Genomic DNA, 22,912 nt, shown 5'->3' on the forward strand with positions numbered 1-22,912 from the left:
CTTTAGGAATATACATGTATATGATGAATTATAAAATTAAGTGCAACACCTGTGTAGTGCAAAATAGGAATGGTTCTTACGCAATGTTGGTGAACGATGACGAGCGACCGGCTGAAGGTGGTCGCTCATTTTTTTGCAATATCAGTGAGCACAACTCGGATTGGGATTTCGACAAAGCACCCGAGTCCTGAGCAAGTCAAAACTTCTCCTTCCATACATGAGTCGCTTCAACATCTTTAGACGGTTGACGTTCCCTTCCACGTAACCGTTGCTCTCTTCAAACCGACAAGCCGCCAGGATTACCTCTATATTTTGATTGAGGCGAACCCATGAAGCGCTTCAATCCGGGATGTGATGTGACCTGTGGATTCGTGATCAACGCAAAGAGATGTTCCACGTCCCGTTCCCAAATCGCCTCCCGAAATCCTTGGATGAAACAGAACGGGATGACCAGGTCTTCGTAACGGACCAACAGGTACGAGACATCGATGGTGTCATCCGGCCTGGTCGCAGACCATTGCCAGAGTAAGCGACAGACGTCCTTGCGTGATATAAAGATCTGGGATTCGGGAAGGATTTCCCTCCGAGCGTCACGTGAACGGTAACGGACTGCGCCAAACGAACCTCTGTATCCTAACTGCCTCAGATAAGCATCCGTTTCCCGGAGTGTGAACCGATTTCGGACACATTCCCTCACATGTGGCATGAAACGATCAATCAGGTGAGGACTTTGTCGTTTCGGCGGGGAGGGGTCGTAAGCCAGTTCACTGTATTTTTTGACGGTCCTCCAATTCAACCCGAGCATCTGGGCGATCGCATTCAGACTCCCCCCTTGGCGGTGCATGCTTTGAACCCTTTCGACCAACCGTCGTTTTGTTTCGTTCTCGGGTTCAGTCAGATGTTGCGGTTTCAAACCGTACGATACAGCACCTTTCGGATTTACAGGGATTCGAGAGGGGAGGACACGCTGGCATATCGAATTGAGGCATCGCCATAGGTTGTCTACGAGGTGTAAGCGGTCGCTCACCACTACGATGTCCTGGTCGAGCAACGCCTCTTGATAGGCCGGGAATCGATCGACCGATGCGCGAACAGGTCGTTTCTCTAGATTCACAAGCCAATCCTTCAACATGTCTGCTTCGCGGGTCCGCAGCAGGTCGATCGGACGATGGGTTGTCGCGTCACAGATGATGGTCCCGTATTGGTGACCCTTTTTGAAGGCGAAGTCATCAATGCCGATTACCTCAGCAGAGGGGCTCGGGACGGGCACGCTTCGTAACACCCTGAGCAGCGTGTCGGGACTGATTCGAAAACCTAGGACGGTCGCGACACGCTCGGCTTCCTTCGCACTCATGGCCAACATCAAAGTGGACAACACACGCTCCGTGCGGAGCGTTCTCCGCGAATGAGAAATGACCCACGGCAATCGCTCTGTAAAGATGGAACGTGTGCATCTTGAGTTGTCGCAGAACCATGTCGGTACTTGAATGTTCAGACGGAAAACCTGATGTATTCCTGAGAAGTCTTTTTAGCCGCCGTGTCGCGAAACGGTGACGTCGGTGACAAGACCGACCACAGTCTGGACAGCATGCACCACTGGATATGAGACGAGCGGCACAATGTTTCACCCCATCGTGTGAGTGAGCACTCGTGACGCACAGTCGATCATCCAAGAACTCCAACTCGTTCATGGGAATCAATCCTTTTTGATTTTATTCTCATAATGTCGGCATCACTACCTCACCAACATTGCGTAAGAACCACCCCTATTTTGCACTACACATATATCGGTGAATCAAGAAGTATACTAGACATAGCGAGTTAACAGATTCGAGAAAAGGGATGGATCGAGCTATGGCAAAAGGGAGAACAACCACATTCGAGGAACGCATGAAAATCGTCAGGTATTGCCTGGACAACGGACGGAACTATCAACGAGGAGAAGCTCGAACGTCGCATCCAACAGATCGAGCGTGAGAACGAGCGCCTGCGGGCCGAGAACCTATCCCTAAAAAAGTTAGAGGAAATCGAGAGGAAAGGTTGATCAGCCAGATCCGGCTACAATTGCGTTATACGGCCATCAAGGAAATGTCGACGACCGACACGTTCCCGGTCGTGCTCCTGTGCGAAATCGCGCAGGTCTCACGGGCCGCCTACTATAAATGGTTGAAGCGTACCGTCTCGGTACGCGAAGAAGAGAACCTGAGCCTATTGAAGGACATCCGCCTCCTCTACGACCAGGTAAACGGGACCTACGGTTATCGACGGATCACCATGACGGTCAACCGCAGACGACGCCAGCATGGCCTGCCGGCATACAATGAGAAGCGTATCTACCGTCTCATGCGCATCCATGAGATCCGTTCGGTCATCCGCCAGAAGCGAAAGCGGTACAAAAAATCGTCACCACAACATGTGGCCGAGAACCTTATGAATCGGGAGTTCAGTGCGTCCCGACCGGACGAGAAATGGTGTACCGACGTCACCGAGTTCAAATATGGTGCCGGGAAGAAGGCGTATCTGAGCGCGATGATCGATCTGTATGACGGATCGATCATCGCCTATCGTATCGGGACGGGCTCGTCCTCCATACGATGACGTCAGCCATCGCAGAGCTCCGTACAGGAGCGAGTTCGATGATCCATAGCGACAGAGGGTTCCAATAATACCTCGAGAGGGTTCAAACGCATGGTAGAAGATGCGAGAATGACCCACAGCATGTCCCGGGTCGGACGTTGTCTCGATAACGCCCCGATCGAGGGTTTTTGGGGTACCTTGAAAGTGGAGATGTACTACTTGCGCGAGTTCCAGGCCTACAGCGAACTCACAACGGTCATCGAGGCCTACATATCGTTTTACAACCACGATCGTCTCCAGAAACGACTAAACGGCTTGAGCCCTGTCGAATACAAGTCTCAAGCCGCCTAAGCTGGTTTTTATTATTTTCCCTGTCTACTTGACGGGGAGCAGTTCAAATTAGCTATCCCAATTAATTTTTTTTAACTCATAGCTCAATTTTTTACCCATTTCATTATCAACCATTAAAATGAACCTAACTAATCCAAAGTAATGCTCTTTAACATTTGTTTTTGTTTGAAGATTTTTTCTTTCTAGATGGCTTTGTACCCCAAATTTTTTCATATAGTAAATTTCTTGTCTAAGTGTTTTTGTAATCTCTTTAGGAACTGATAATTTTTGATTTACTATTATTCCAGTTATTTTTTGCCTTTGACTCTTATTTAATAGTTTAGTTTTGAGTTCATTAATCCAAAAGCCTTCTTCAATTAATATCCATTGTACCATTTCAACGATATTTGAAGGTATGAATTCCCCTGAAAAAGTAATATCATCAGCGTATCGAGAAAAATTAAGATTATTCTTTTTAGCAAGACCATTTAATCTTATATCAAGATGCCTACAAATTAAATTAGAGATATAAGGACTTGTTGGAGCACCCTGAGGTAAACAGTTTTCATGAGTACATAGTTTAGTTAATGCTAAAGATATACTATTGTTGTAACCAAATGATTTAAATAAGCCATAGACTCTATTAGAAGTAATGGTCGGAAAAAAATCTTTAATATCTATTTTTAAAACAAATTTTTGATTGGTATGAAAATTAGCATTAGTAACAATAGATTTGTCTAAAGTAAAGCCAGTTGCTTTTTCATTTACTTCAAAGTTATATAGTATGTAATCTAAAATCCATCTTTGGACTTTTTTTAACTTATCAGACGGCAAAGAGAGCTTCCTAGTGCCTGATCCATTATTTTTAGGAATCTCAATATTATGATACTGATTGGAATTCGCATAATAAACTTGTTTAAAATCTGACCGCTTAAGTCCTAAAAGTCTTCTTAAATGTTCTAAATCAAAAATTACTGGAATGTCTTTATCTAAAAGACTTTGAGCGTAGGAAATAATGAATTCAACATCGACCGAATTCAAATCTCTAGACATTAATTCTTGCTTTAAAATCGAAAGATCCATAATCCTTATTCACCCTTACTTAAATAAAAAATAATAATGGAGTTACTTGCATTTTAAGCGCTATCAAATCAATGATAAGAACTAACAAAATTATGTATTGAACTTCAAAATATAATTTTGTTAGATTGAAATAACGCGAGTTTATTTCAACACTGCGCTCCTCCTTAAAAGGAGCGCAGTGCTTGAATTAAGTACCGTTATTTATTGAAGACCGACTCGGTCTTCAAAAACTAAGTCCATTATTTCCCCTCAACTATCTTAGGAATATAAAAATTATCGACAGTTAGAGAATCTTCAGTTTTTCTAACAAAAATTTCTTGAGTTAATTTTGAAAATAAAGTTTTGTTTAAATTTAACTTTTTCAAAAATTCTAAACCGATGTCTGTTAAAAAATCTGATTCGTTAATAAAATCTTTTTTTAGTAAAGAGTGTCTCAATTCCAGTAACTGAGAATCATTGTACCTTAGAATTTGTTTGATTTCAATCTTTTCAAAAGAGTCTTGATGATTATGATTATTTAAATATACTAGATACATTAATTCTTTTATATCATATGTTCCGGATAAATGCTTTGGAACTATTAAACTTAAATTATAGTTTATATTTTCTCTAATAGCTGAATGCTTTTTATTTCCATGAAAATCAATTGTTTGATTGTTTGTTCGTGGAAAAAGAGCGTTCCAAGCTTCGTCCTCATCCCACCAATAACTACTGATTGTATTATTTGGACAGTTCCTATAAAAAGTACAAAGCGCTTCAGTTTCACCATATCCTAAAGGATTTTTGCTATTAATAATGTTTTTTTCAAATGTTAATAATTTTGATTTTAAGACATGGTTGAGATAATCATCTCCTTTCAAAAAAATACTTGTTTGTATTTTTGTATATCTCAATTTAGCATTTGTGTATCCAAATTCTTCAAAAGCCTGAATAATAGTTTCGTATGCTTTTTTAGTAATGTGAATAACATATATGATAACTTCTTTTTCACTAATCATGTCTGCACAAACTTTCAAGAATTTTTTTATGGTCTTTCCAGTACCAGAAAAGTCATCTATGCATACAATAGTTTCTATGTATGATAATTTTCCATAAACTTTTATTATCTCAGCGTTTGTATCTCTATTAGGTTTTTTTAATTCCTTGGCCATCGCTTTGTTTTCGACATCTAGATATAGCGCTATTAAACTCAATTGTTGATCATTTGATAAATCATTTATTTCAAAAAATTTATTCAAATAAAAATTTGAACTATTCGCTCTCGAAACATCTTTTTCACTAGGAATAGGAGAATATATTGTGTACTCTTCGTTAATATTAAGAATTAAATCTTCGTAAAAGCCCTTCAAAAGCTCCTCAACTTTTTCTCTTGAATAATATGTATAAAACTGCATTAAATATAGTAGTAAATTTGAAATCTCCAAATTTTCTTTTAGTTTATTTTGCCCTAAAAATTTCCCCATTTTTTGAGGAAAATTTTTAACATAGCGCTCAGAAGAATTTGATATCTCATTACTCTCTAAAAAATTGTTAACTATATTTTGAAATTTTTCTTCATTTGTCATGTATAAAACTCAGCACCTTTTTTGATTTTTTCCATTAAAATATACAATGAAACCCATTTAATTAAAAACTATTAAAAATAAAGAGACTATAAAAAAAGCTAAATCCTATAGATTTAGCTTTTACTTAAAAATGGAGACGGCGGGAGTCGAACCCGCGTCCGAAGGCATCGTAACGTATGCTTCTACGTGTGTAGTTTATCTATTGAATCTCGATGTGACACTGCCGATAAACAGGCGTTGTCGCATCCAGTCTGTTTCATCTCTTCTTCGCGCCCTCAGACGGCGAGGTTGAAGCGTAGCTTGCTTAGTTTGAGACCCTGAAAGTCATCCACACAAGCGATGGATGTCAGGATCCGCAGGGCACTTAGGCTGCTGCGAGTTGTGTGTTAGTTTTGCCAGTTATAGGCGTTTGCGTTTTAACGAGGCCGACCCCTCGACACGCCACATACGACCGACCTACCCCCGTCGAATCCATAACGTCCCCGAGGTGGTAATTGGTACTCTATTTAATATACCACAATTAGGATCCGTTGTCAGTATTTTTGCCGATCGCGCATCGCACGGTCGACGTCACGCTTCGCGTCTTTCTTCTTCAAGTCCTCACGTTTGTCGTACTTCTTCTTCCCTTTTCCGACGCCGAGCAGGCACTTGGCGAACCCGTTCTTGATATAAACCTTGAGCGGGATAATCGTGTAGCCATCACGCCCTGACGCCCCGATGAGCTGATTGATCTGCTTCTTATGCAACAATAGCTTTCGGACGCGGAGTGGGTCATGGTTGAAGCGGTTCCCCTGTTCGAACGGGCTGATATGACAGTTGTGAAGCGTCGCCTCGCCCCCGTCGAACCGGACGTACGCATCCGCGATGTTGATCTTCGATTGACGGACCGATTTGATTTCCGTTCCTGTGAGCACCATGCCCGCCTCAATCGTATCTTCGATCGCGTAATCGAAGGACGCCTTGCGGTTTTGGGCGAGTGCGTTCGAATCTTTCTTCTTGGCCATACACATTCAGTCCTTTATCTACAAGATACGGAGGAAGGGATAAGCCCTTCCCCGTCAGCGACGTTTCTTCGCACCTCGTTTGGCGTCGCCTTTTCGTTTGTGCTTGTCTTTCTTCTTCAGGTCGAGTGCCGAACGACCTTGGGAAGACTTCTCCCCGTCTCGTTTCGGTTTCTCACCTGGTTTGCCCGGCTTGCCAGGTCTTCCTGGTTTGCCGCGCTTCTTCTTGTCGTCCCGACCGCGACCGCCACGACGGTCTTTCTCGTCCTTCTTCGGACGGCCGCCTTTCGCTTTGATCGTCGTCGGTTGGCGACGGCTTGACTGTTCTCGTTTCGGCATGCCGACGACCGTGAAGTCGATCGTCCGCTCGTCTAAGTTGACGGCATCGACTTTGACACGGACGGCGTCCCCGATGCGGAATTGACGTTTCGTCCGCTCGCCGAGCAACATGAGCTGTGATTCGTCGAAGTGGTAGTAGTCATCCATCGACTGGAGACGGACAAGCCCTTCGATTGTATTCGGAAGTTCGATAAACATCCCGAAGTTCGTGACGCCGGCGACGACACCATCGAACTCTTCACCAAGATGGGCTTCCATGTATTCGGCTTTCTTGAGCGCCTGTGTCTCGCGCTCTGCGTCGACCGAGCGACGTTCCCGTTTCGATGCCTGTTCGGCGATCGCCCCGAGACGGTCCTCGTACTTCGCGATCGTCTTCTCCGACAAATCGTTGTTGAAGACGTACGTGCGCATGAGACGGTGGACGATCAAGTCCGGATAACGACGAATCGGTGACGTGAAGTGCGTATAGAAGTCCGTCGCGAGTCCGAAGTGACCGAGCGAGACGTCGTCATATTTCGCCTGTTGCATCGAACGAAGCATGATCGTGCTGATGACCGGCTCTTCCGGTTCCCCGTCAATCGCCTTCAAAATCTTTTGAAGCGTCTTCGGTTCGACCGTCTGCCCTTTGATGCGTTCAATATGCACGCCAAAGTTTGCGACAAAGTCGAAGAAGAAGTCGAGCTTGTCCGGTTTCGGATTGTCGTGGACACGATAGATGAACGGCACGTCCATCTTGTGGAAGTGTTCCGCAACCGTCTCGTTGGCCGCGAGCATGAACTCTTCAATCAACTTCTCGGCGACCGAACGTGGACGAAGCACGATATCTGCCGGCTTCCCTTCCTCGTTGACGACAACCTTCGCCTCGGCGAAATCGAAGTTGATGGCACCGCGCGAATTCCGGCGTTTCCGAAGGACTTCCGCAAGCTCGGCCATGAGGTCGAACTCACCGATGAACGGTTCGTACTTTTTCAACGTCTCTTCGTCATCACGTTCGATGATTTCACGGACGTTCGTATACGTCATCCGCTCCGTCGTCTTGATGACGCTCGGGAACAGGTCATGGCGAACGACCTTCCCGTTTTGCGGGGAGATCTCCATGACGCAGCTGAGCGTCAAGCGGTTGACGTGCGGGTTGAGGGAACAGATCCCGTTCGAGAGTCGGTGCGGCAACATCGGAATGACGCGGTCGACGAGATACACACTCGTCCCGCGCTCGAGCGCCTCGACGTCGAGCGGTGAGCCCTCTTTCACGTAATGCGAGACGTCGGCGATATGGACACCGAGCTCATAGTTGCCGTTATCGAGTTTTTTGACGTGGACGGCATCGTCCAAGTCTTTCGCATCTTCGCCGTCAATCGTGAAGATCGTCTCGTCACGAAGGTCGACGCGTCCGATGAAATCTTTCTCGTCCGCTTCGTCCGGTACCGCGTTCGCCTGAGCGATCACGTCCTCCGGGAACTCCGTCGGGATGCCGTGCTTATAGACGATCGACAAGATGTCGACGCCAGGGTCGTTCTTATGCCCGATGATGCGGACGACGTCACAGGCACCGGCGAAGCGTCCGTCCGGATACTTCGTGATGCGCACGACGACTTTATGTCCGTCGACGGCACCGAGTGACTTGTCCGGGTTGACGACCGGCCAGAAATTGATGCGTTTGTCATCCGGTTCGATGAAGGCGAACTGGTCGAGTCGACCGCTCGGGAGCGTATACGTCCCGACGAACTCGGAGAGTCCGCGCTTCAGTACTTTCAATAAAATCCCTTCCGTCTTGCCACGGTTGTCCTCGCGTTTTTTGACGAGGATCGTATCGCCATGGTAGACGTCCTTCAGTTGGTCGGGCGGCAAGAACACATCTTCCGCTTCCCCTTCGACCGACAAGAAGCCGAAGCCGCGCTGATGAATCGAGATGATCCCCGCGACTTGTCCGAGCGTGGCGAGCGTCCCGTAACGGTTCGTCCGCGTCCGGCCGATGGCGCCCTCTTCCTCGAGGGCATTCAATGTGCGAATGAGCTCTTTAAAGTCATCCGTCGACGCGAGCTGTAATCGCTCGGTCAGTTGATCGACAGAGAGCGGTTTCTCGCTCGCCTGTAGAATCTCTAATAATTGGTCACGTAAATTCAACGTGACACCTCCTTCTTAGACTGACCAGTCTAACGTTTCGAGAAAATCGAGCACGTCCTGGTGCAGTTTCTCTTTTTCTTTGTCGAGTGTGATCACGTGTCCCGAGTTCTCATAGATGAGCAACTCTTTTTGGAACGTGTTGACCGCCTCGTAAATTTGATTCGCCGATTCCGGGTCAATCATGTTGTCTTTGGCGCCTTGGACGACGAGTGTCGGGACGAAGATGTCCTCGAGCTTCGACGCCGTGTCGCGGACGAAGGCACGGAGGTCTTTCAATGTTGGCATCGGTTTGAACTCTGCCATCTCCTGCTCGATCTGTTCCGGCGACTTTTCTTCTCTACCCTTATATTCTCGGGCATATGCCTGGACTCCTTTATACAAGCGGTCCTCGGCATCGATTCCCGTCGGTGCGCACATCGGGATGACCGCCTTGACGTCTTTCTCCTCGGCGAGACGGAGCGACATCACGCCGCCTAGCGAGAGTCCGCAGACGACGATCTCCTCATGACCTTTGTCGACGAGCGTCTGGTAAGCGTCCAAGACGTCTTCCCACCAGTCTTTCGGTCCATATTGGAGTAATTCTTCCGGTGGGACGGCATGACCACGATAGATCGGTCCCATACATGTGTATCCTTCTTTTTGAAGGAAGCGACCGAGCATGCGGACATCCGCGCTCGATCCAGTGAAGCCATGTAACATCAACACGGCACGTTTTCCGCCCTCGAAGAAGAACGGTTTTGGTGCTGTCACTTTCATTTGATCTGTCATCTCCTCGTATCTACATTATTCCCAAAAAATAAATCGAAAAAACAAAAGCTGACCGCCTCACGTGAAAATCGAGAACGATCAGCCTTATCATCATAATGATGCGACTAGTAATCCTAAAATGAAAAACAAAGTGCCTAGTACAGCTGCAGTTCGGTTCAAAACAGCATCGAAGCCGCGTGCTTTCTGGCGTCCGAACAACTGCTCCGCGCCACCTGCAATCGCTCCAAGACCTTGCGACCGACCTGACATGAGCAGTACGACGACAATCAATAAGACAGCCACGACAAGTAGGCTGATTGTAGCGATCGTTTGCATAGTAGTCAGTTCCTCCTTCTATTTACACGCCTTTTATTATATAGAAGTTATCAATAAAACACCAGCATTCAAATTATCGGGACGGGTAGCTGAACCCTTCGCCGATGACTTCCTTCACCTGGTGGATGACGACGAAGGCACGGTCGTCCGTCACTTGGACGATTTTTTTGAGTGGTGCGATCTGACGTTTGTCGACGATCATATACAACATGTTCTTATCCTGCTTCGTGTAGTAGCCATGTCCATGGATGATCGTCGCCGAGCGTCCGAGCGTCTCCGTCAAGACGACAGCAAGCTCTTCTTGCTTATCGCTGATGATCGTGACGGCCTTGCGGATGTTGAGACCTTCCGCGACGAGGTCGATGACCCATGAACCGATGATGATCGCGATGAGCGTATAGAGAACGACTTGTTCCCCTAAGAAGAAGCCAGATGTCGCGACGACGATCGCATCGATGATGAACATCGAGACGGCGACACTCAAGTGGAGATAGCGTTCCATGAGACGGGCGATGATGACGCCCCCGCCGGTCGTCCCACCGACACGGAGCACCATGCCGATTCCGACCCCGATCATGATTCCGGCATAGACGGCCGCAAGCAGTTTGTCCTCGGCAGGGCTGCCCCAGTCATGTGTCAGACTGAGGAAGAATGACGTCGCGATGACGGCGATGACCGAATAGACCATTGTCCGACGGTCGAGCAGCTTATAGCCGACGATAAAGAGAATCCCGTTCCCGATGATCGACGTGAGCCCGAGGTCCCAGCCGAAGACGTAGTACAGGATGATCGTGACCCCGAGCAGGCCACCTTCCGAGAAGTCGTTCGGTACGGTAAAGTAGTTGACCCCGAACGAGAGAATGAAGGAACCCGCGATGATCCAGGCGATGTCCTTCACCGAGATGGTTTGTAGCTTGCGCCATACTTGTTGGCGCAATAGATGTTGTTGTTGACGTTTCATAAATGTCCTCCCTCCATAGAAAAAAGACCGCGGCAAAAGCCGCAGTCTTAAGATTGTACTGGCTTTGGCGCACCGTCTTTCATAATCGGCAACTTGCGCTCCGCGGCGTTCGCGTAGACGTTCAAGAGTGCCTCTTTTTCCAAATTCCAGTTATATTTCTCACGCGCGGTCTTCGTGTTCTCTTTGACACGCGCATAGAGTGCTTGGTCTTCAATCATCCGGTTGACGCCGTCCGCGATCGATTGTGGATCGTGCGAATCGACGAGCACCCCGACATCGTTCCCCGCAACGACCCGTTCGATTTCAGGGAAGTCACATGAGACGACCGGTACTTCGGCCATCAAATACTCAAACAATTTATTCGACGAGGCCGAGTAGTGGTTGAAGCAGACGTTGTTCAATACTTGGAAGCCTAAATAGGCATTCATCGTATAGTAAGGTAACGCTTCGACCGGTACTTTGTCAATCATCTTGACGCGATTGCCGACCCCTTCCGTCTCGATCAACTGTTGGATCGTCGGTTTGAGTTTCCCGTCCCCGATCATGACGAGCGTGCCTTCTTTGAAGTCTTTCGCCGCGAGCACGAGCTGTTCGAGACCCCGTCCCGCTTGAATGCCCCCTTGATACAAGAGGATCTTCTCGTCTTTCGGCAAATCGAGGAGTGCATGCAAGTCCTTACGGAGCGAGAAGTCGAGCGGACGGTAGAACGGATAGTTGTGGAGCACGTACGGATAGAATCCGTACAACTCTTCGTTGTGTGCCGCACGCGTATGGTTCTCGACCATCATCGTATCGACGAACGGCAAGAGCCAGCCCTCGAGGTTACTTTGAATATAGCCGTAACCCGTACGGTCCGTCTGTACCTCGTGCGAGTCGTAGACGATCCGACCTTTGTTGAACACTTTTCCAGCGAGGAGTGCCTGCGGGAGCGTGTTCAAATCGTTCGCATGGTAAAAGTCATACGATTTTTTCGTCGAAGCGAACACCATCTCGAGCATCGCACTCGCGTTGACGATTTGCTTACGTACTTGCGGCAACAAGACCGTCCCGACGGCCGCCCCGAGCGCGAGCATCGTGAACGGCGCGAGTAAGAACAACCCGGCACCGACGAGTCCGGCACCGATTTGGCGGGTCCGTTTCTCGCTCACCCATTGATACGTCTTCTTCGCTAACTTGAGCGCGTTGACGAGAATCGAAGGTTGACGCTTCACGCGGATGACGCGGAAGCCTTCCGGACGCATCTCTTCTTTTGGAAGCTCTTTATTTTTCGGATCTTGAAGCGCGATCAAATCGACTTCATAGCCTGCCTCGGCGAGTGCCGAGCACTCACGAAGGACGCGCGCATCATTCGTAAAATGGTTCCATACAAACATACATACTGACTTCATCGTGTTTCCTCCATCACTAACTGTTGTACGACTTGATCTAACACGTCGATATTCTCTTCCCAACATAAATTCTCTTTGACGTAACGAATCCCGTTCGCCCCGAGTGCCTCCCGTAAATCCGGTCGGTCGAGGAGCTTCCGCAGGATTCGCTCGATCTCATCGATGTCACGCTTCCGTGACACGTAGCCGACTTCCGCCGCTTCAATGACATTCGCCGCATGGCCTGACACTGCTGCGACAATCGGTTTGCCGACCGCCATATAGTCGATGAGTTTCCCAGGGATGACCGTATCAAACACTTCTTGCTCGATCAGGCTGACGAATGCGACGTCCGCATTTTTAATCGCCTGAAACGCCTCTGTCCGTGGCATCGCCTCGAGGAACAAGAAGTTTTGGAAGCCACGGTCTTTGATCGTCTGTTTCAACTCTTCTTTCCGATAGCCGTAGCCGATCAATTTGAAGTGGATCCGTGGCTCATCCCGGAATCGCTCGGCGAGTTCGAGTAACAACGACACATCCTGGGCAAGACCCATGTTCCCGGCGTATAAGATCTCCATCCGGTCGTCCGGTGGGATCGTCCGCTCGAGTGTTCGCTCCGCTTCCCGGATCGAGTTCGGCATGTAGTGAATCTTCTCGTTCGGCACACCGCGCTGACGAAGATAGCTGCGGAACCCTTCCGAGTTGATGATGACTTCATCGGCGACACGATACAGTCGTTTCTCCATCCAAAAAGCCGGCGTGAGCACCCAATCGTACTTGAAGACGCCGACACCTTTCACCGATTCTGGCCAAAGGTCACGGACGTCCAAGATGAACGGGACACGATACTTTCGTTTCGCATAAGCACCGACAAACGCCATAAAAAAAGAAGGGGTCGTCGCAAAGACGACGTCTGGCTTCAATTCGAGCTTACGGACTTCCCGGATCCCTTTGACCATCTGTTCGAGGAATAGGAAAAGACGACTGACCATGTTAGACGTATGTTTCCGTTTCTTCGTGATGAGTCGCTTGATGAAAGGTTGGTCGTTTAACTCCCGGTCGTTCCAGAAGCGGTCGTCCTGATACATATCAAAGCTCGGATACGAAGGGGCGGCCGTGATGACCTCGACTTCATACCCGCGCTGCTTCATCAAATGCGTAATGTTTTGCATCCGGTTGCCGGCACTGCCGATTTCCGGATAATAGTTTTGACACACCATAAGCATTGTTTTCAAAAATAACACACCTTACTGTTGATCAAGTTCGTCCACAAGCCGTTTCAATAGGGCATGGACGTCATCTTTTAAATCAGGATCGCTGAGCGCGTGGCAAATCGTCGTCTCGACGAACCCAATCGGCTCTCCGACGTCGTAACGTCGACCGTCAAATTCGTAGGCGAAGACCGTCTGCGCCTCATTCAAGCGTGCGATCGCATCCGTCAATTGAATCTCACCCCCGGCTCCCGCCTCTTGTCCCGACAACGCCTCAAAGACGTCCGGTTTCAAGATGTAGCGACCGAGGATGGCGAAGTTCGACGGGGCCTCATCAATGGGCGGTTTCTCCACGAACGTCCGCACCGGGATGAGCTTCCCTTCGACGGCAAGCGGGTCAATTATACCATATCGGTTCGTCATTTCATACGGGACACGCTGCACCCCGATGATCGAACGATCGTGGGCCTCATATTGGTCGATCAACTGCTTCGTTGCCGGCACATCGGATTCGATAATATCGTCCCCGAGCAAGACGGCGAATGGCTCGTCTCCGATAAACTTCCGGGCGCACCAAATCGCATGACCGAGACCTTTTGGCTCCTGTTGGCGTATGTAGTGAATGTTCGCCAAATTCGAGGAATGTCGGACCGATTCGAGCAAGCGCGTCTTCCCTTTCGATTCGAGGTTCTGTTCCAGTTCGAGCGCACGGTCGAAATGGTCTTCAATCGCCCGTTTGTTCTTCCCCGTGACGATGATGATGTCCTCGATGCCTGAAGCGACGGCTTCCTCGACGATGAACTGGATCGTCGGCTTGTTGACAATCGGCAACATTTCTTTTGGCATGGCTTTCGTGGCAGGAAGGAAGCGGGTGCCGAGACCGGCGGCTGGGATGATGGCTTTACGTACTCGTGTCATAAGCATGGGCTCCTTTACTCGTTATGTAGAGAGTATACCCAAATTTTGTGCAAACTGACACAAAAGAGAGGTCATGACAATGTTGTCATGACCAATCGTCATTCCGGTGCGATTTGAGATAGTACCAAATGCCGAATCCAATGAGCAATACCAAGAAAAGAAATCCGAGCATCATCACGAAAATCGCCTCCCCATTCATGCTTCATTTTCTATATTCCCGCTTCAGATTGTTTCAGAACCACTTCTGTCCATGCGTTCGAATAAATCGAAGTTCCTCTTGGTAATGATCGTAATGTCCTTCGTCAATCATCTTTTGGAAGGCGACGTCTCCTTCCGCAGCTTTTCGTTTCATCAAGAGACAGAGCGCTTCAATCCGTCGTTGTAACATATCGAACAAGTCGACCTCCGCTTGCTCCCAACCATAGGCTTCGAGAAACAACGATACACGCTCTTTATAGATCGCATCGTCTCGATCGGCATCATAATAGATGACTTCCCCTGTTTCAGCTTGATGGCGACGACTGAGCGGAACGAACGTATAAAGGGCATAGACGATATCCCAAGCTCTCGGACCTGGCGCAGCCAAATCAAAGTCGATGATTCCTGCCACTTTTCCTTCATGGAAAATTGTATTGTAGACAGCGAAGTCGTTATGACAGATGACCTCTAACGGTTGTGGTGTGTGATCGATTGGCTCCCATTCGGATGTCCATTCAAAATCGATTGACGCATCATGCAGTCGTCTCATCAAGCGCGCGACGTCTTGAATCGCCTCATCAGCCCACATATAAGATTTAAGAGGATAGTCTGCCGTCTCCCCCTCGATATAAGTGAGCACCTCTCTTCTTGTTTCATCGATCCCGACAAAGCGTGGCACGCCAGACAGTTGCTTCGCCTCCAAATGCTTTAAATAGCAATGGATGCGTTCACTCCCCACTTTTTGCGAACGATAGACGTAGTTCCCTTTTCGATGAACGATGGATACGTTCCCGCCACTCAACCTTTTTTCTTGTTCATTCGATTGGTCCATCCAATCTCCCCCTACTTTTTATCAGTCACGTTCAGTATACAACACGAGGTCTCAATGACTAAGAAGTTCGACACAGAGCGTTAGCGTCCGTCGAAGCGGTACCGTGACTCTTGCAGGAAAGCCTCGGTGCCGCATGACGGATAGACGATCGATCCAGTCATCCCACCCTCAATTGAAGGTCATTCAAATCACAAATCAAAAAAAACAGGCCCGCCGATTGGCGAGCCTGAAACAATCAATTATTTTTTGAGGTTGTAGAACGACTTGATGCCGTCGTATTTCGCTACATCGCCGAGCATGTCTTCGATGCGGAGAAGTTGGTTGTATTTCGCGATACGGTCTGTACGTGAAAGTGAACCAGTTTTGATTTGTCCAGCGTTTGTCGCAACAGCGATGTCTGCGATTGTCGCGTCTTCTGTTTCACCAGAACGGTGTGAGACGACTGCTGTGTAACCAGCTTTTTTAGCCATTTCGATCGCGTCGAATGTTTCTGTGAGCGTACCGATTTGGTTAACTTTGATGAGGATCGAGTTTGCGATTCCTTTTTCGATACCTTCAGCAAGTTTAGATGTGTTCGTTACGAAGAGGTCATCCCCAACGAGTTGAACTTTGTGTCCGATTTTGTCTGTGAGAAGCTTGTGGCCATCCCAGTCGTTTTCGTCACAACCATCTTCGATTGAGAGGATTGGGTACTTGTCAACGAGCTCAGCGTAGAAGTCTACAAGCTCAGCAGTTGTGAGTGACTTGCCTTCGCCAGCGAGTTCGTATTTACCAGTTGATTTGTCGTAGAACTCAGAAGATGCAACGTCCATTGCGAGGTAGACGTCTTCACCTGGTTTGTAACCAGCTTTTTCGATCGCTTCAAGGATAACTGTGATCGCTTCTTCGTTAGACTTCAAGTTTGGTGCGAAACCACCTTCGTCACCGACAGCTGTGTTAAGACCCATACCAGAAAGAACTGATTTGAGGGCGTGGAATACTTCAGCACCCATACGGAGCGCTTCACGGAATGTAGGCGCGCCAACAGGCATGATCATGAACTCTTGGAAGTCCACGTTGTTGTCCGCGTGCGAACCACCGTTGATGATGTTCATCATTGGTGTTGGAAGTGTCTTCGCGTTGAATCCACCGAGGTAAGTGTAAAGTGGAAGACCAAGCTCATCTGCTGCTGCGTGAGCTGCTGCCATCGATACACCGAGGATTGCGTTTGCACCAAGTTTTGCTTTGTTTGGCGTACCGTCGAGTTCGATCATTTTCGCATCGATTGCGTTTTGGTCGAATACATCGTAGCCGATGAGTTCTGGTGCAATCGTGTCGTTCACGTTCGCAACTGCTTTCAAGACACCTTTACCGAGGTAACGTGACTTGTCGCCATCGCGAAGCTCAACTGCTTCGTGCTCACCTGTTGATGCGCCTGATGGGACGAGGGCACGGCCGAAACCGCCGTCTTCTGTGAAGACTTCTACTTCTACTGATGGGTTACCGCGTGAATCTAAAATCTCGCGTGCGTAAATTTCTGTAATCATTGACATGAAAAATCGCTCCTTTTCGTTTGAAAAATAGTTGTATTATTTTGTAACGATTGACGAACCAGTCATTTCAGCTGGTTGCTCTCCACCGAGAAGGTGAAGAAGCGTTGGGGCGAGGTCGCAAAGTGCGCCGTCGAGAACTGGTTTCAGTTCGACTCCCTCTTTTGTGACGATACATGGAACAGGTTCCGTCGTGTGCGCCGTCATCGGTGAGCCATCCGGGTTCGTGACGATGTCCGCGTTCCCGTGGTCCGCTGTGATGATGGCCGCGCCACCTTTAGCAAGTAATGCGTCCACTACTTTACCGAGGCATTCGTCGACCGCTTCGATCGCTTTCTTCGTCGGCTCAAGCTTCCCTGAGTGACCAACCATATCCGGGTTTGCGAAGTTGATGATGTATGCATCATACTCATCTGACTCGATACGCTCGAGCAAACCGTCTGTGAGCTCATATGCGCTCATTTCTGGTTGCAAGTCGTACGTCGCGACTTTCGGTGAAGGGACAAGGAGACGATCCTCACCTTCGAATGGTTGTTCTTTTTGTCCGTTCAAGAAGAACGTGACGTGTGGGTATTTCTCTGTTTCTGCAGCACGGAGTTGTTTGTACCCTTGTGCAGAGAGCGTTTCCCCGAGTGTGTTTTTCAAATCTTCCGGTGGGAAGACGATATCCGTGTCGACCTCATCCGAGAACTTCGTCATCGAGACGAGCAAGATGTTCTCTGGATGTTTGCTTGAGAGTTCGAAGCCTTTGAAGCCGACTTTCTCTTTGAACACTTTTGCGAGTTGGATCGCCCGGTCCGGACGGAAGTTGAAGAACATGATGGCATCGTTGTCCTGGATTGTCGCGACCGGCTTGCCATCTTTTTCGATGACAGTTGGTAACACAAACTCATCCGTCAAATCGTTCTCGTAAGACTTCTTGAGAACTTCGACTGGGTCCGTGCCAACTTCGCCTTTACCGTTTACGAGGACGTCGTATACTTTCTCGACGCGCTCCCAACGGTTGTCGCGGTCCATGGCATAGTAGCGACCAGACACGCTAGCGACTTGACCGACACCGAGTTCAGCAAGCTTTTCTTCTGTTTCTTTGAGGAAACCAGCTCCTGATTTCGGATCACAGTCACGGCCGTCCGTGAACGCGTGAATGTACACTTTTTCGATGCCGTGGAGTTTTGCGAACTCAACGATGGCAAACATGTGATTGATGTGCGAGTGAATCCCGCCATCTGATACGAGACCCATGATATGGAGGCTCGAATCATGTTTCTTCACATGACCTGCCAAATGGTTCATCGCCTGACGGTCGAATAACGAACGGTCTTTGATTGCGTTGTTCACGCGTGAGAGTGACTGATAGACGACTCGGCCGGCACCGATGTTCAAGTGACCGACTTCTGAGTTCCCCATCTGTCCTTCCGGAAGACCGACGTACTCGCCTTTTGCGTTTAAGAGCGTATGTGGATACTGCTCCCAGTAGCGATCGAAGTTCGGTTTGTTCGCAGCCATGACTGCGTTTCCGAACGATTCGTCACGCATCCCGAAACCATCTAAAATGATGAGTGCGACTGGTCTAGCCATTTAAATCGCCTCCAACAATTTGAGGAACGAAGCGGCTTCAAGTGAAGCACCGCCGACGAGTGCGCCGTCGATATCTTCCTGTGCCATATACTCTTTGATGTTCTCTGGTTTTACAGATCCACCGTATTGGATGCGTACTGCAGCCGCTACGTCTTCACCGTAAAGACCTTTCACCACGTCGCGAACATATTTACAAGAGCTTTGCGCGTCTGCTTCGTCCGCTGATTTCCCTGTACCGATTGCCCAAACTGGCTCATACGCGATGACGAGTTGTTTGACTTGGTCAGCAGAAAGGTCAGCGAGGCCGCCTTCGACTTGTGTTTTGATGACTTCTTCGAACTTGTCGCCTTCGCGCTCCTCGAGTGTTTCACCGACACAAACGATTGGCGTAAGACCGTGTTCGAACGCTTTTTTCGTTTTGCTGTTGATGAACGCATCCGACTCACCGAAGTACTCGCGACGTTCTGAGTGACCGAGGATGACGTAAGTCACACCGAGGTCAGCGACCATCACTGGGCTGATTTCGCCAGTGTAAGCACCGCTATCTTTGTCGTACATGTTTTGTGCACCGAGCTTCAAGTTTGACCCTTTAGCTGCTTCTACCATCGGTGCGAGGAAAAGTGCTGGAGCACCAATCGCTGCATCTACTTTGTCAGTAGATGGGATGTTGTTTTTCACTTCCTCAACGAAAGCAACAGCTTCCGAGAGTGTTTTGTTCATTTTCCAGTTACCTGCAATAATCGGTTTACGCATCGATAACCCTCCTCTAAATTACTTGTCGTTCAACGCCTCGACACCTGGAAGTTTTTTGCCTTCCATGAATTCGAGTGACGCGCCGCCACCAGTTGAGATGTGACTCATCTTGTCAGCAAGACCAAACTTGGCTGCCGCAGCTGCTGAGTCGCCACCACCGATGATTGAGTATGCATCGCTGTCCGCAAGCGCTTGAGCGACACCTTTCGTTCCGTTTGCGTATTTATCGAGTTCGAATACGCCCATCGGTCCGTTCCATACGACAAGTTTCGATTCGCGAATCGCGTCCGCGTAAAGTTCGACTGTCTTCGGTCCGATATCGAGACCCATGTGATCCGCTGGGATCGAGTCGATATCGACTGGGCCGACATACGTTTCTTCGCCGAATTCTTTTGTGATGACGCAGTCGACAGGCATCAAGAATTTCACGCCTTTGTCTTCTGCTTTCTTCATGAATTGACGAGCGAGGTCAAGCTTATCCTCTTCAAGGAGTGACGTTCCGACTTCGTGCCCGAGTGCTTTCGAGAACGTGTACGAGAGTCCGCCACCGATGATGAGTGTGTCAACGATGTCAAGAAGGTGGTCGATGACCCCAATCTTATCCGCTACTTTCGACCCGCCGATAATCGCCGTGAACGGACGGTCTGGGTTTGAAAGAGCTTTACCGAGAACTTCAAGTTCTTTTTCCATCAAGAGACCAGCAACGGCTGTGTCCACGTGGTGCGCAATCCCTTCAGTTGAAGCGTGTGCACGGTGAGCCGCGCCGAACGCGTCGTTGACGTATACGTCAGCAAGTGCTGCGAATCCTTTTGCAAGTTCAGGGTCGTTTTTCGTTTCACCTGGGTAGAAACGAACGTTCTCTAAAACGACGACATCGCCTTCAGAGAGGTTAGCGACCGCTTCTTCTGCGACCGGACCGTATGCTTCTTCGACGAGCGGTACATCTTTTCCGAGGAGCTCAGCGAGACGCTTCGCTACTGGAGCAAGTGAGAACTCAGGGTTCTTCTCGCCTTTTGGACGGCCGAGGTGGCTCGCAAGGACGAGTTTCGCACCACCGTCAAGCAAGTGCTTGATCGTTGGAAGTGCGGCTTGGATCCGAGTTTCGTCTTGGATGACGCCATCTTTGAGTGGAACGTTGAAGTCAACGCGGCAAAAGACGCGTTTCCCTTTTACATCGATGTCACGAATAGACTGTTTGTTCATAACTTTCGCCTCCATATGTCGTGCGTGTCATTTCATAAATAGAGCGGAGAACAATCTCTTGTTTCCGCTCCTATTTGATTCTATTTAGTTCACGAAATTACTTCGCGATGTTAGCGAAGTGCTTAACTGTGCGAACCAATTGTGCAGTGTAAGACATTTCGTTGTCGTACCAAGAAACTGTTTTAACGAGTTGCTTGTCGCCAACTGTCATTACTTTCGTTTGAGTCGCGTCGAAGAGTGAACCGTATGTGATTCCAACGATGTCAGAAGAAACGATTTCGTCTTCTGTGTAACCGAACGACTCGTTCGCTGCTGCTTTCATTGCTGCGTTTACTTCGTCAACAGATACTTGCTTGTCGAGTACAGTTACGAGCTCAGTGAGTGAACCTGTAGCAACTGGTACACGTTGTGCAGCACCGTCAAGTTTTCCTTGAAGTTCAGGGATTACGAGACCGATTGCTTTCGCAGCACCTGTTGTGTTAGGAACGATGTTCGCTGCAGCTGCACGCGCACGACGGAAGTCACCTTTCGGGTGTGGAGCGTCAAGCGTGTTTTGGTCGCCAGTGTAAGCGTGGATTGTCGTCATGAGACCTTCAACGATTCCGAACTGGTCTTGAAGTACTTTAGCCATTGGCGCCAAGCAGTTTGTTGTACAAGAAGCACCTGAGATAACTGTTTCAGTACCATCGAGGATGTCGTGGTTTGTGTTGTAAACAACAGTCTTCATGTCACCTGTAGCAGGAGCCGAGATAACAACTTTCTTCGCGCCAGCTTTCAAGTGAAGCTCAGCTTTTTCTTTTGAAGTGAAGAATCCAGTACATTCGAGAACGATGTCTACACCGAGGTCTCCCCATGGAAGTTCTTCAGGGTTACGGTTAGCAAGCGTGATAACTTTCTCTCCGTTTACGAGGAAGTGATCGTCGTGTACTTCAACTTCTCCGTCGAAACGACCTTGAGTCGTGTCATACTTGAGAAGGTGCGCAAGCATCTTCGTGTCTGTCAAGTCGTTGATTGCAACAACTTCGATTCCTTCGTTTTTGATGATCTCGCGGAATGCCAAACGACCGATACGTCCAAATCCGTTAATACCAACTTTTACTGCCATGTTAATTTCCTCCTTAGGGTAGAAGCTATTTATTGAAGAGCCAACGGGGGGTCAACTCTTTAATAACAAGTTAATAATTCTTTCGCCGCACCTTCGTCTGTGACGAGGATGATGTTCGACGTGTGTTTCGCATAAGCGGCGATTGCCTGTGCCTTCGATTTTCCTCCGGCAACCGCGATGACGGCATCCATGTCATCCAGCTCTTCGAGTTGGATCCCGACCGTCTTGACGCGATGGACGATCTCACCTTCAGCATTGAAATAATATCCGAATGCCTCGGCGACGGCGTCATGCCGTTCAATCATCCGCAAATGCTCCGGTGATGCGTGACGGCGCTTTGCCATCGTTTCTGCCTCACCAATTCCATGTACCACAATTCGCGCCGCTCTAATCATTTCCAACACATTTTTGATGCTAGGTTCCTCCACCATCCGGTCGAACGTTTCTTGTGATACTTCATCCGGAATATGTAGAAGATGATAGTCTGCGTGGGCCCGGTCCGCCATGCGTGAACAGACGGTGTTCGCCTGAAGTTCAAGCGTTTCGCCGAGACCTCCGCGTGCGGGCACGAAATGCATCGGGCGTTCTTTTTTATCGGGCGACATCATCGCCGCGACCGATGCCATCGTCGTTCCTCCCGTTACCGCAATCACATTATCATCCGGTGCGAGCCGCGCTTTTAGTTGCGTGACCGCCGCCCGTCCGATATCGCGTTGGACCCAGAATGTCTCATCCGAGTCACCCGGTACGATGACGACTTGGCGAACCCCTAATTTCTCTTCGAGCTCTCTTGCCACTTCTGAGATCCCGAGAAGTTCTCCCATGATCTCGTGCAAGTCTCGTAAGACGTTTCGTCCCGTCTCACTGAGGGAAATTCCTTGAGTAGCGACGTAAAGAAGACCTTGATCTTTCAAAAAGTCGACTTCTCGTCTGAGTACCCGTTCGGTCAGTCCCAAGCTCGTTGCGAGTGTCCTGCGGCCAATCGGCTGCATCAAGCGGACATAATGTAAGATATCGTAACGATGTCGGAGCGTATCGAGCAGGTCAGGGACAATTTGCTTCTGAACGTGAATCAGTTGCTGGATCATGCTCATACCCCCTCGACTTTCAGTGTGGACAACTTTTGTCCCACTTTTTTATTTGCGTCCCACCGCT

At 48.7% G+C, this 22,912-nt stretch carries 18 protein-coding genes, 1 other RNA gene and 2 pseudogenes; 1 reads left to right on the forward strand and 20 read right to left on the reverse strand.

Annotated elements, in window-relative coordinates; all coding sequences use genetic code 11:
- Positions 1 to 141 precede the first annotated feature (141 nt).
- Both GVY43_RS06630 and GVY43_RS06635 read right to left on the reverse strand, forming a co-directional pair.
- A pseudogene (locus GVY43_RS06630) lies at positions 142 to 273 on the reverse strand (hypothetical protein); the annotation flags it as partial.
- Positions 274 to 277: 4 nt separating this feature from the next.
- On the reverse strand, positions 278 to 1,375 hold the full coding sequence (locus GVY43_RS06635; RefSeq protein ID WP_159562626.1) for a transposase: 1,098 nt from the start codon (positions 1,373 to 1,375) through the stop codon (positions 278 to 280).
- Between the two features lie 419 nt (positions 1,376 to 1,794).
- Here GVY43_RS06635 and GVY43_RS06640 point away from each other — a divergent pair.
- Positions 1,795 to 2,928: pseudogene (locus tag GVY43_RS06640) on the forward strand (IS3 family transposase); the annotation flags it as partial.
- Positions 2,929 to 2,976: 48 nt separating this feature from the next.
- Here GVY43_RS06640 and GVY43_RS06645 read toward each other — a convergent pair.
- The 18 genes from GVY43_RS06645 to GVY43_RS06730 all read right to left on the reverse strand — a co-directional run bounded on the left by GVY43_RS06645 (position 2,977) and on the right by GVY43_RS06730 (position 22,845).
- A complete protein-coding gene (locus GVY43_RS06645; RefSeq protein ID WP_159562627.1) occupies positions 2,977 to 3,990 on the reverse strand; it encodes a retron St85 family RNA-directed DNA polymerase in 1,014 nt (337 codons plus the stop codon).
- Positions 3,991 to 4,229: 239 nt separating this feature from the next.
- The gene (locus tag GVY43_RS06650) at positions 4,230 to 5,555 is read right to left on the reverse strand and encodes a hypothetical protein (RefSeq protein ID WP_159562628.1); all 1,326 of its coding nucleotides are present in this window, start codon (positions 5,553 to 5,555) and stop codon (positions 4,230 to 4,232) included.
- Positions 5,556 to 5,683: 128 nt separating this feature from the next.
- Positions 5,684 to 6,039, reverse strand: a transfer-messenger RNA (tmRNA) gene (gene ssrA, locus GVY43_RS06655).
- Positions 6,040 to 6,088: 49 nt separating this feature from the next.
- The gene (smpB, locus tag GVY43_RS06660; RefSeq protein WP_012726899.1) at positions 6,089 to 6,559 is read right to left on the reverse strand and encodes an SsrA-binding protein SmpB; all 471 of its coding nucleotides are present in this window, start codon (positions 6,557 to 6,559) and stop codon (positions 6,089 to 6,091) included.
- 54 nt (positions 6,560 to 6,613) lie between these two features.
- On the reverse strand, positions 6,614 to 9,019 hold the full coding sequence (rnr, locus tag GVY43_RS06665; protein WP_159562629.1) for a ribonuclease R: 2,406 nt from the start codon (positions 9,017 to 9,019) through the stop codon (positions 6,614 to 6,616).
- A 15-nt stretch (positions 9,020 to 9,034) separates the two neighbouring features.
- Positions 9,035 to 9,775 carry a carboxylesterase gene (locus tag GVY43_RS06670; protein ID WP_031422876.1) on the reverse strand — a complete coding sequence of 247 codons (741 nt, stop codon included), beginning with the start codon at positions 9,773 to 9,775 and terminating at the stop codon, positions 9,035 to 9,037.
- A gap of 102 nt (positions 9,776 to 9,877) precedes the next feature.
- Positions 9,878 to 10,102, reverse strand: a complete 225-nt coding sequence (gene secG, locus GVY43_RS06675; RefSeq protein WP_012726902.1) for a preprotein translocase subunit SecG — start codon at positions 10,100 to 10,102, stop codon at positions 9,878 to 9,880.
- 73 nt (positions 10,103 to 10,175) lie between these two features.
- On the reverse strand, positions 10,176 to 11,063 hold the full coding sequence (locus tag GVY43_RS06680; RefSeq protein ID WP_012726903.1) for a YitT family protein: 888 nt from the start codon (positions 11,061 to 11,063) through the stop codon (positions 10,176 to 10,178).
- Positions 11,064 to 11,110: 47 nt separating this feature from the next.
- Complete coding sequence (locus GVY43_RS06685) at positions 11,111 to 12,451, reverse strand: glycosyltransferase (protein WP_159562630.1); 1,341 nt, start codon at positions 12,449 to 12,451, stop codon at positions 11,111 to 11,113.
- Complete coding sequence (locus GVY43_RS06690) at positions 12,448 to 13,656, reverse strand: glycosyltransferase family 4 protein (protein WP_035387888.1); 1,209 nt, start codon at positions 13,654 to 13,656, stop codon at positions 12,448 to 12,450. Before GVY43_RS06690 ends, GVY43_RS06685 begins: the two co-directional genes overlap by 4 nt.
- A gap of 21 nt (positions 13,657 to 13,677) precedes the next feature.
- Complete coding sequence (gene galU / locus GVY43_RS06695; RefSeq protein ID WP_159562631.1) at positions 13,678 to 14,559, reverse strand: UTP--glucose-1-phosphate uridylyltransferase GalU; 882 nt, start codon at positions 14,557 to 14,559, stop codon at positions 13,678 to 13,680.
- Between the two features lie 232 nt (positions 14,560 to 14,791).
- Entirely contained in the window at positions 14,792 to 15,589 is a 798-nt protein-coding gene (locus tag GVY43_RS06700) for a phosphotransferase enzyme family protein (protein WP_012726907.1), read from the reverse strand.
- 239 nt (positions 15,590 to 15,828) lie between these two features.
- Complete coding sequence (gene eno / locus GVY43_RS06705; RefSeq protein WP_012726908.1) at positions 15,829 to 17,121, reverse strand: phosphopyruvate hydratase; 1,293 nt, start codon at positions 17,119 to 17,121, stop codon at positions 15,829 to 15,831.
- Positions 17,122 to 17,157: 36 nt separating this feature from the next.
- Positions 17,158 to 18,696 (reverse strand): 2,3-bisphosphoglycerate-independent phosphoglycerate mutase, encoded by a 1,539-nt coding sequence (gene gpmI / locus GVY43_RS06710; protein ID WP_012726909.1) that lies wholly within the window; start codon positions 18,694 to 18,696, stop codon positions 17,158 to 17,160.
- Positions 18,697 to 19,449: a triose-phosphate isomerase gene (gene tpiA / locus GVY43_RS06715; protein ID WP_078147302.1), complete on the reverse strand. Its 753-nt coding sequence runs from the start codon at positions 19,447 to 19,449 to the stop codon at positions 18,697 to 18,699.
- An 18-nt stretch (positions 19,450 to 19,467) separates the two neighbouring features.
- Positions 19,468 to 20,652: a phosphoglycerate kinase gene (gene pgk, locus GVY43_RS06720; RefSeq protein ID WP_074036297.1), complete on the reverse strand. Its 1,185-nt coding sequence runs from the start codon at positions 20,650 to 20,652 to the stop codon at positions 19,468 to 19,470.
- A 97-nt stretch (positions 20,653 to 20,749) separates the two neighbouring features.
- Complete coding sequence (gene gap, locus GVY43_RS06725) at positions 20,750 to 21,757, reverse strand: type I glyceraldehyde-3-phosphate dehydrogenase (protein WP_012726912.1); 1,008 nt, start codon at positions 21,755 to 21,757, stop codon at positions 20,750 to 20,752.
- A 59-nt stretch (positions 21,758 to 21,816) separates the two neighbouring features.
- Entirely contained in the window at positions 21,817 to 22,845 is a 1,029-nt protein-coding gene (locus tag GVY43_RS06730; RefSeq protein ID WP_084543053.1) for a sugar-binding transcriptional regulator, read from the reverse strand.
- Positions 22,846 to 22,912 lie beyond the last annotated feature (67 nt).

It is taken from the genome of Exiguobacterium sp. 8H, from assembly GCF_902506255.1.
GTDB lineage: Bacteria > Bacillota > Bacilli > Exiguobacteriales > Exiguobacteriaceae > Exiguobacterium > Exiguobacterium profundum.

Coding starts and splice junctions, on each gene's coding strand:
- GVY43_RS06645 (WP_159562627.1), bottom strand. CDS start 3,990: ATGGATCTTTCGATTTTAAAGCAAGAATTAATGTCTAGAGATTTGAAT.
- GVY43_RS06650 (WP_159562628.1), bottom strand. CDS start 5,555: ATGACAAATGAAGAAAAATTTCAAAATATAGTTAACAATTTTTTAGAG.
- smpB (WP_012726899.1), bottom strand. CDS start 6,559: ATGGCCAAGAAGAAAGATTCGAACGCACTCGCCCAAAACCGCAAGGCG.
- GVY43_RS06670 (WP_031422876.1), bottom strand. CDS start 9,775: ATGAAAGTGACAGCACCAAAACCGTTCTTCTTCGAGGGCGGAAAACGT.
- secG (WP_012726902.1), bottom strand. CDS start 10,102: ATGCAAACGATCGCTACAATCAGCCTACTTGTCGTGGCTGTCTTATTG.
- GVY43_RS06680 (WP_012726903.1), bottom strand. CDS start 11,063: ATGAAACGTCAACAACAACATCTATTGCGCCAACAAGTATGGCGCAAG.
- GVY43_RS06685 (WP_159562630.1), bottom strand. CDS start 12,451: ATGAAGTCAGTATGTATGTTTGTATGGAACCATTTTACGAATGATGCG.
- GVY43_RS06690 (WP_035387888.1), bottom strand. CDS start 13,656: ATGCTTATGGTGTGTCAAAACTATTATCCGGAAATCGGCAGTGCCGGC.
- galU (WP_159562631.1), bottom strand. CDS start 14,559: ATGACACGAGTACGTAAAGCCATCATCCCAGCCGCCGGTCTCGGCACC.
- GVY43_RS06700 (WP_012726907.1), bottom strand. CDS start 15,589: ATGGACCAATCGAATGAACAAGAAAAAAGGTTGAGTGGCGGGAACGTA.
- eno (WP_012726908.1), bottom strand. CDS start 17,121: ATGTCAATGATTACAGAAATTTACGCACGCGAGATTTTAGATTCACGC.
- gpmI (WP_012726909.1), bottom strand. CDS start 18,696: ATGGCTAGACCAGTCGCACTCATCATTTTAGATGGTTTCGGGATGCGT.
- tpiA (WP_078147302.1), bottom strand. CDS start 19,449: ATGCGTAAACCGATTATTGCAGGTAACTGGAAAATGAACAAAACACTC.
- pgk (WP_074036297.1), bottom strand. CDS start 20,652: ATGAACAAACAGTCTATTCGTGACATCGATGTAAAAGGGAAACGCGTC.
- gap (WP_012726912.1), bottom strand. CDS start 21,757: ATGGCAGTAAAAGTTGGTATTAACGGATTTGGACGTATCGGTCGTTTG.
- GVY43_RS06730 (WP_084543053.1), bottom strand. CDS start 22,845: ATGATCCAGCAACTGATTCACGTTCAGAAGCAAATTGTCCCTGACCTG.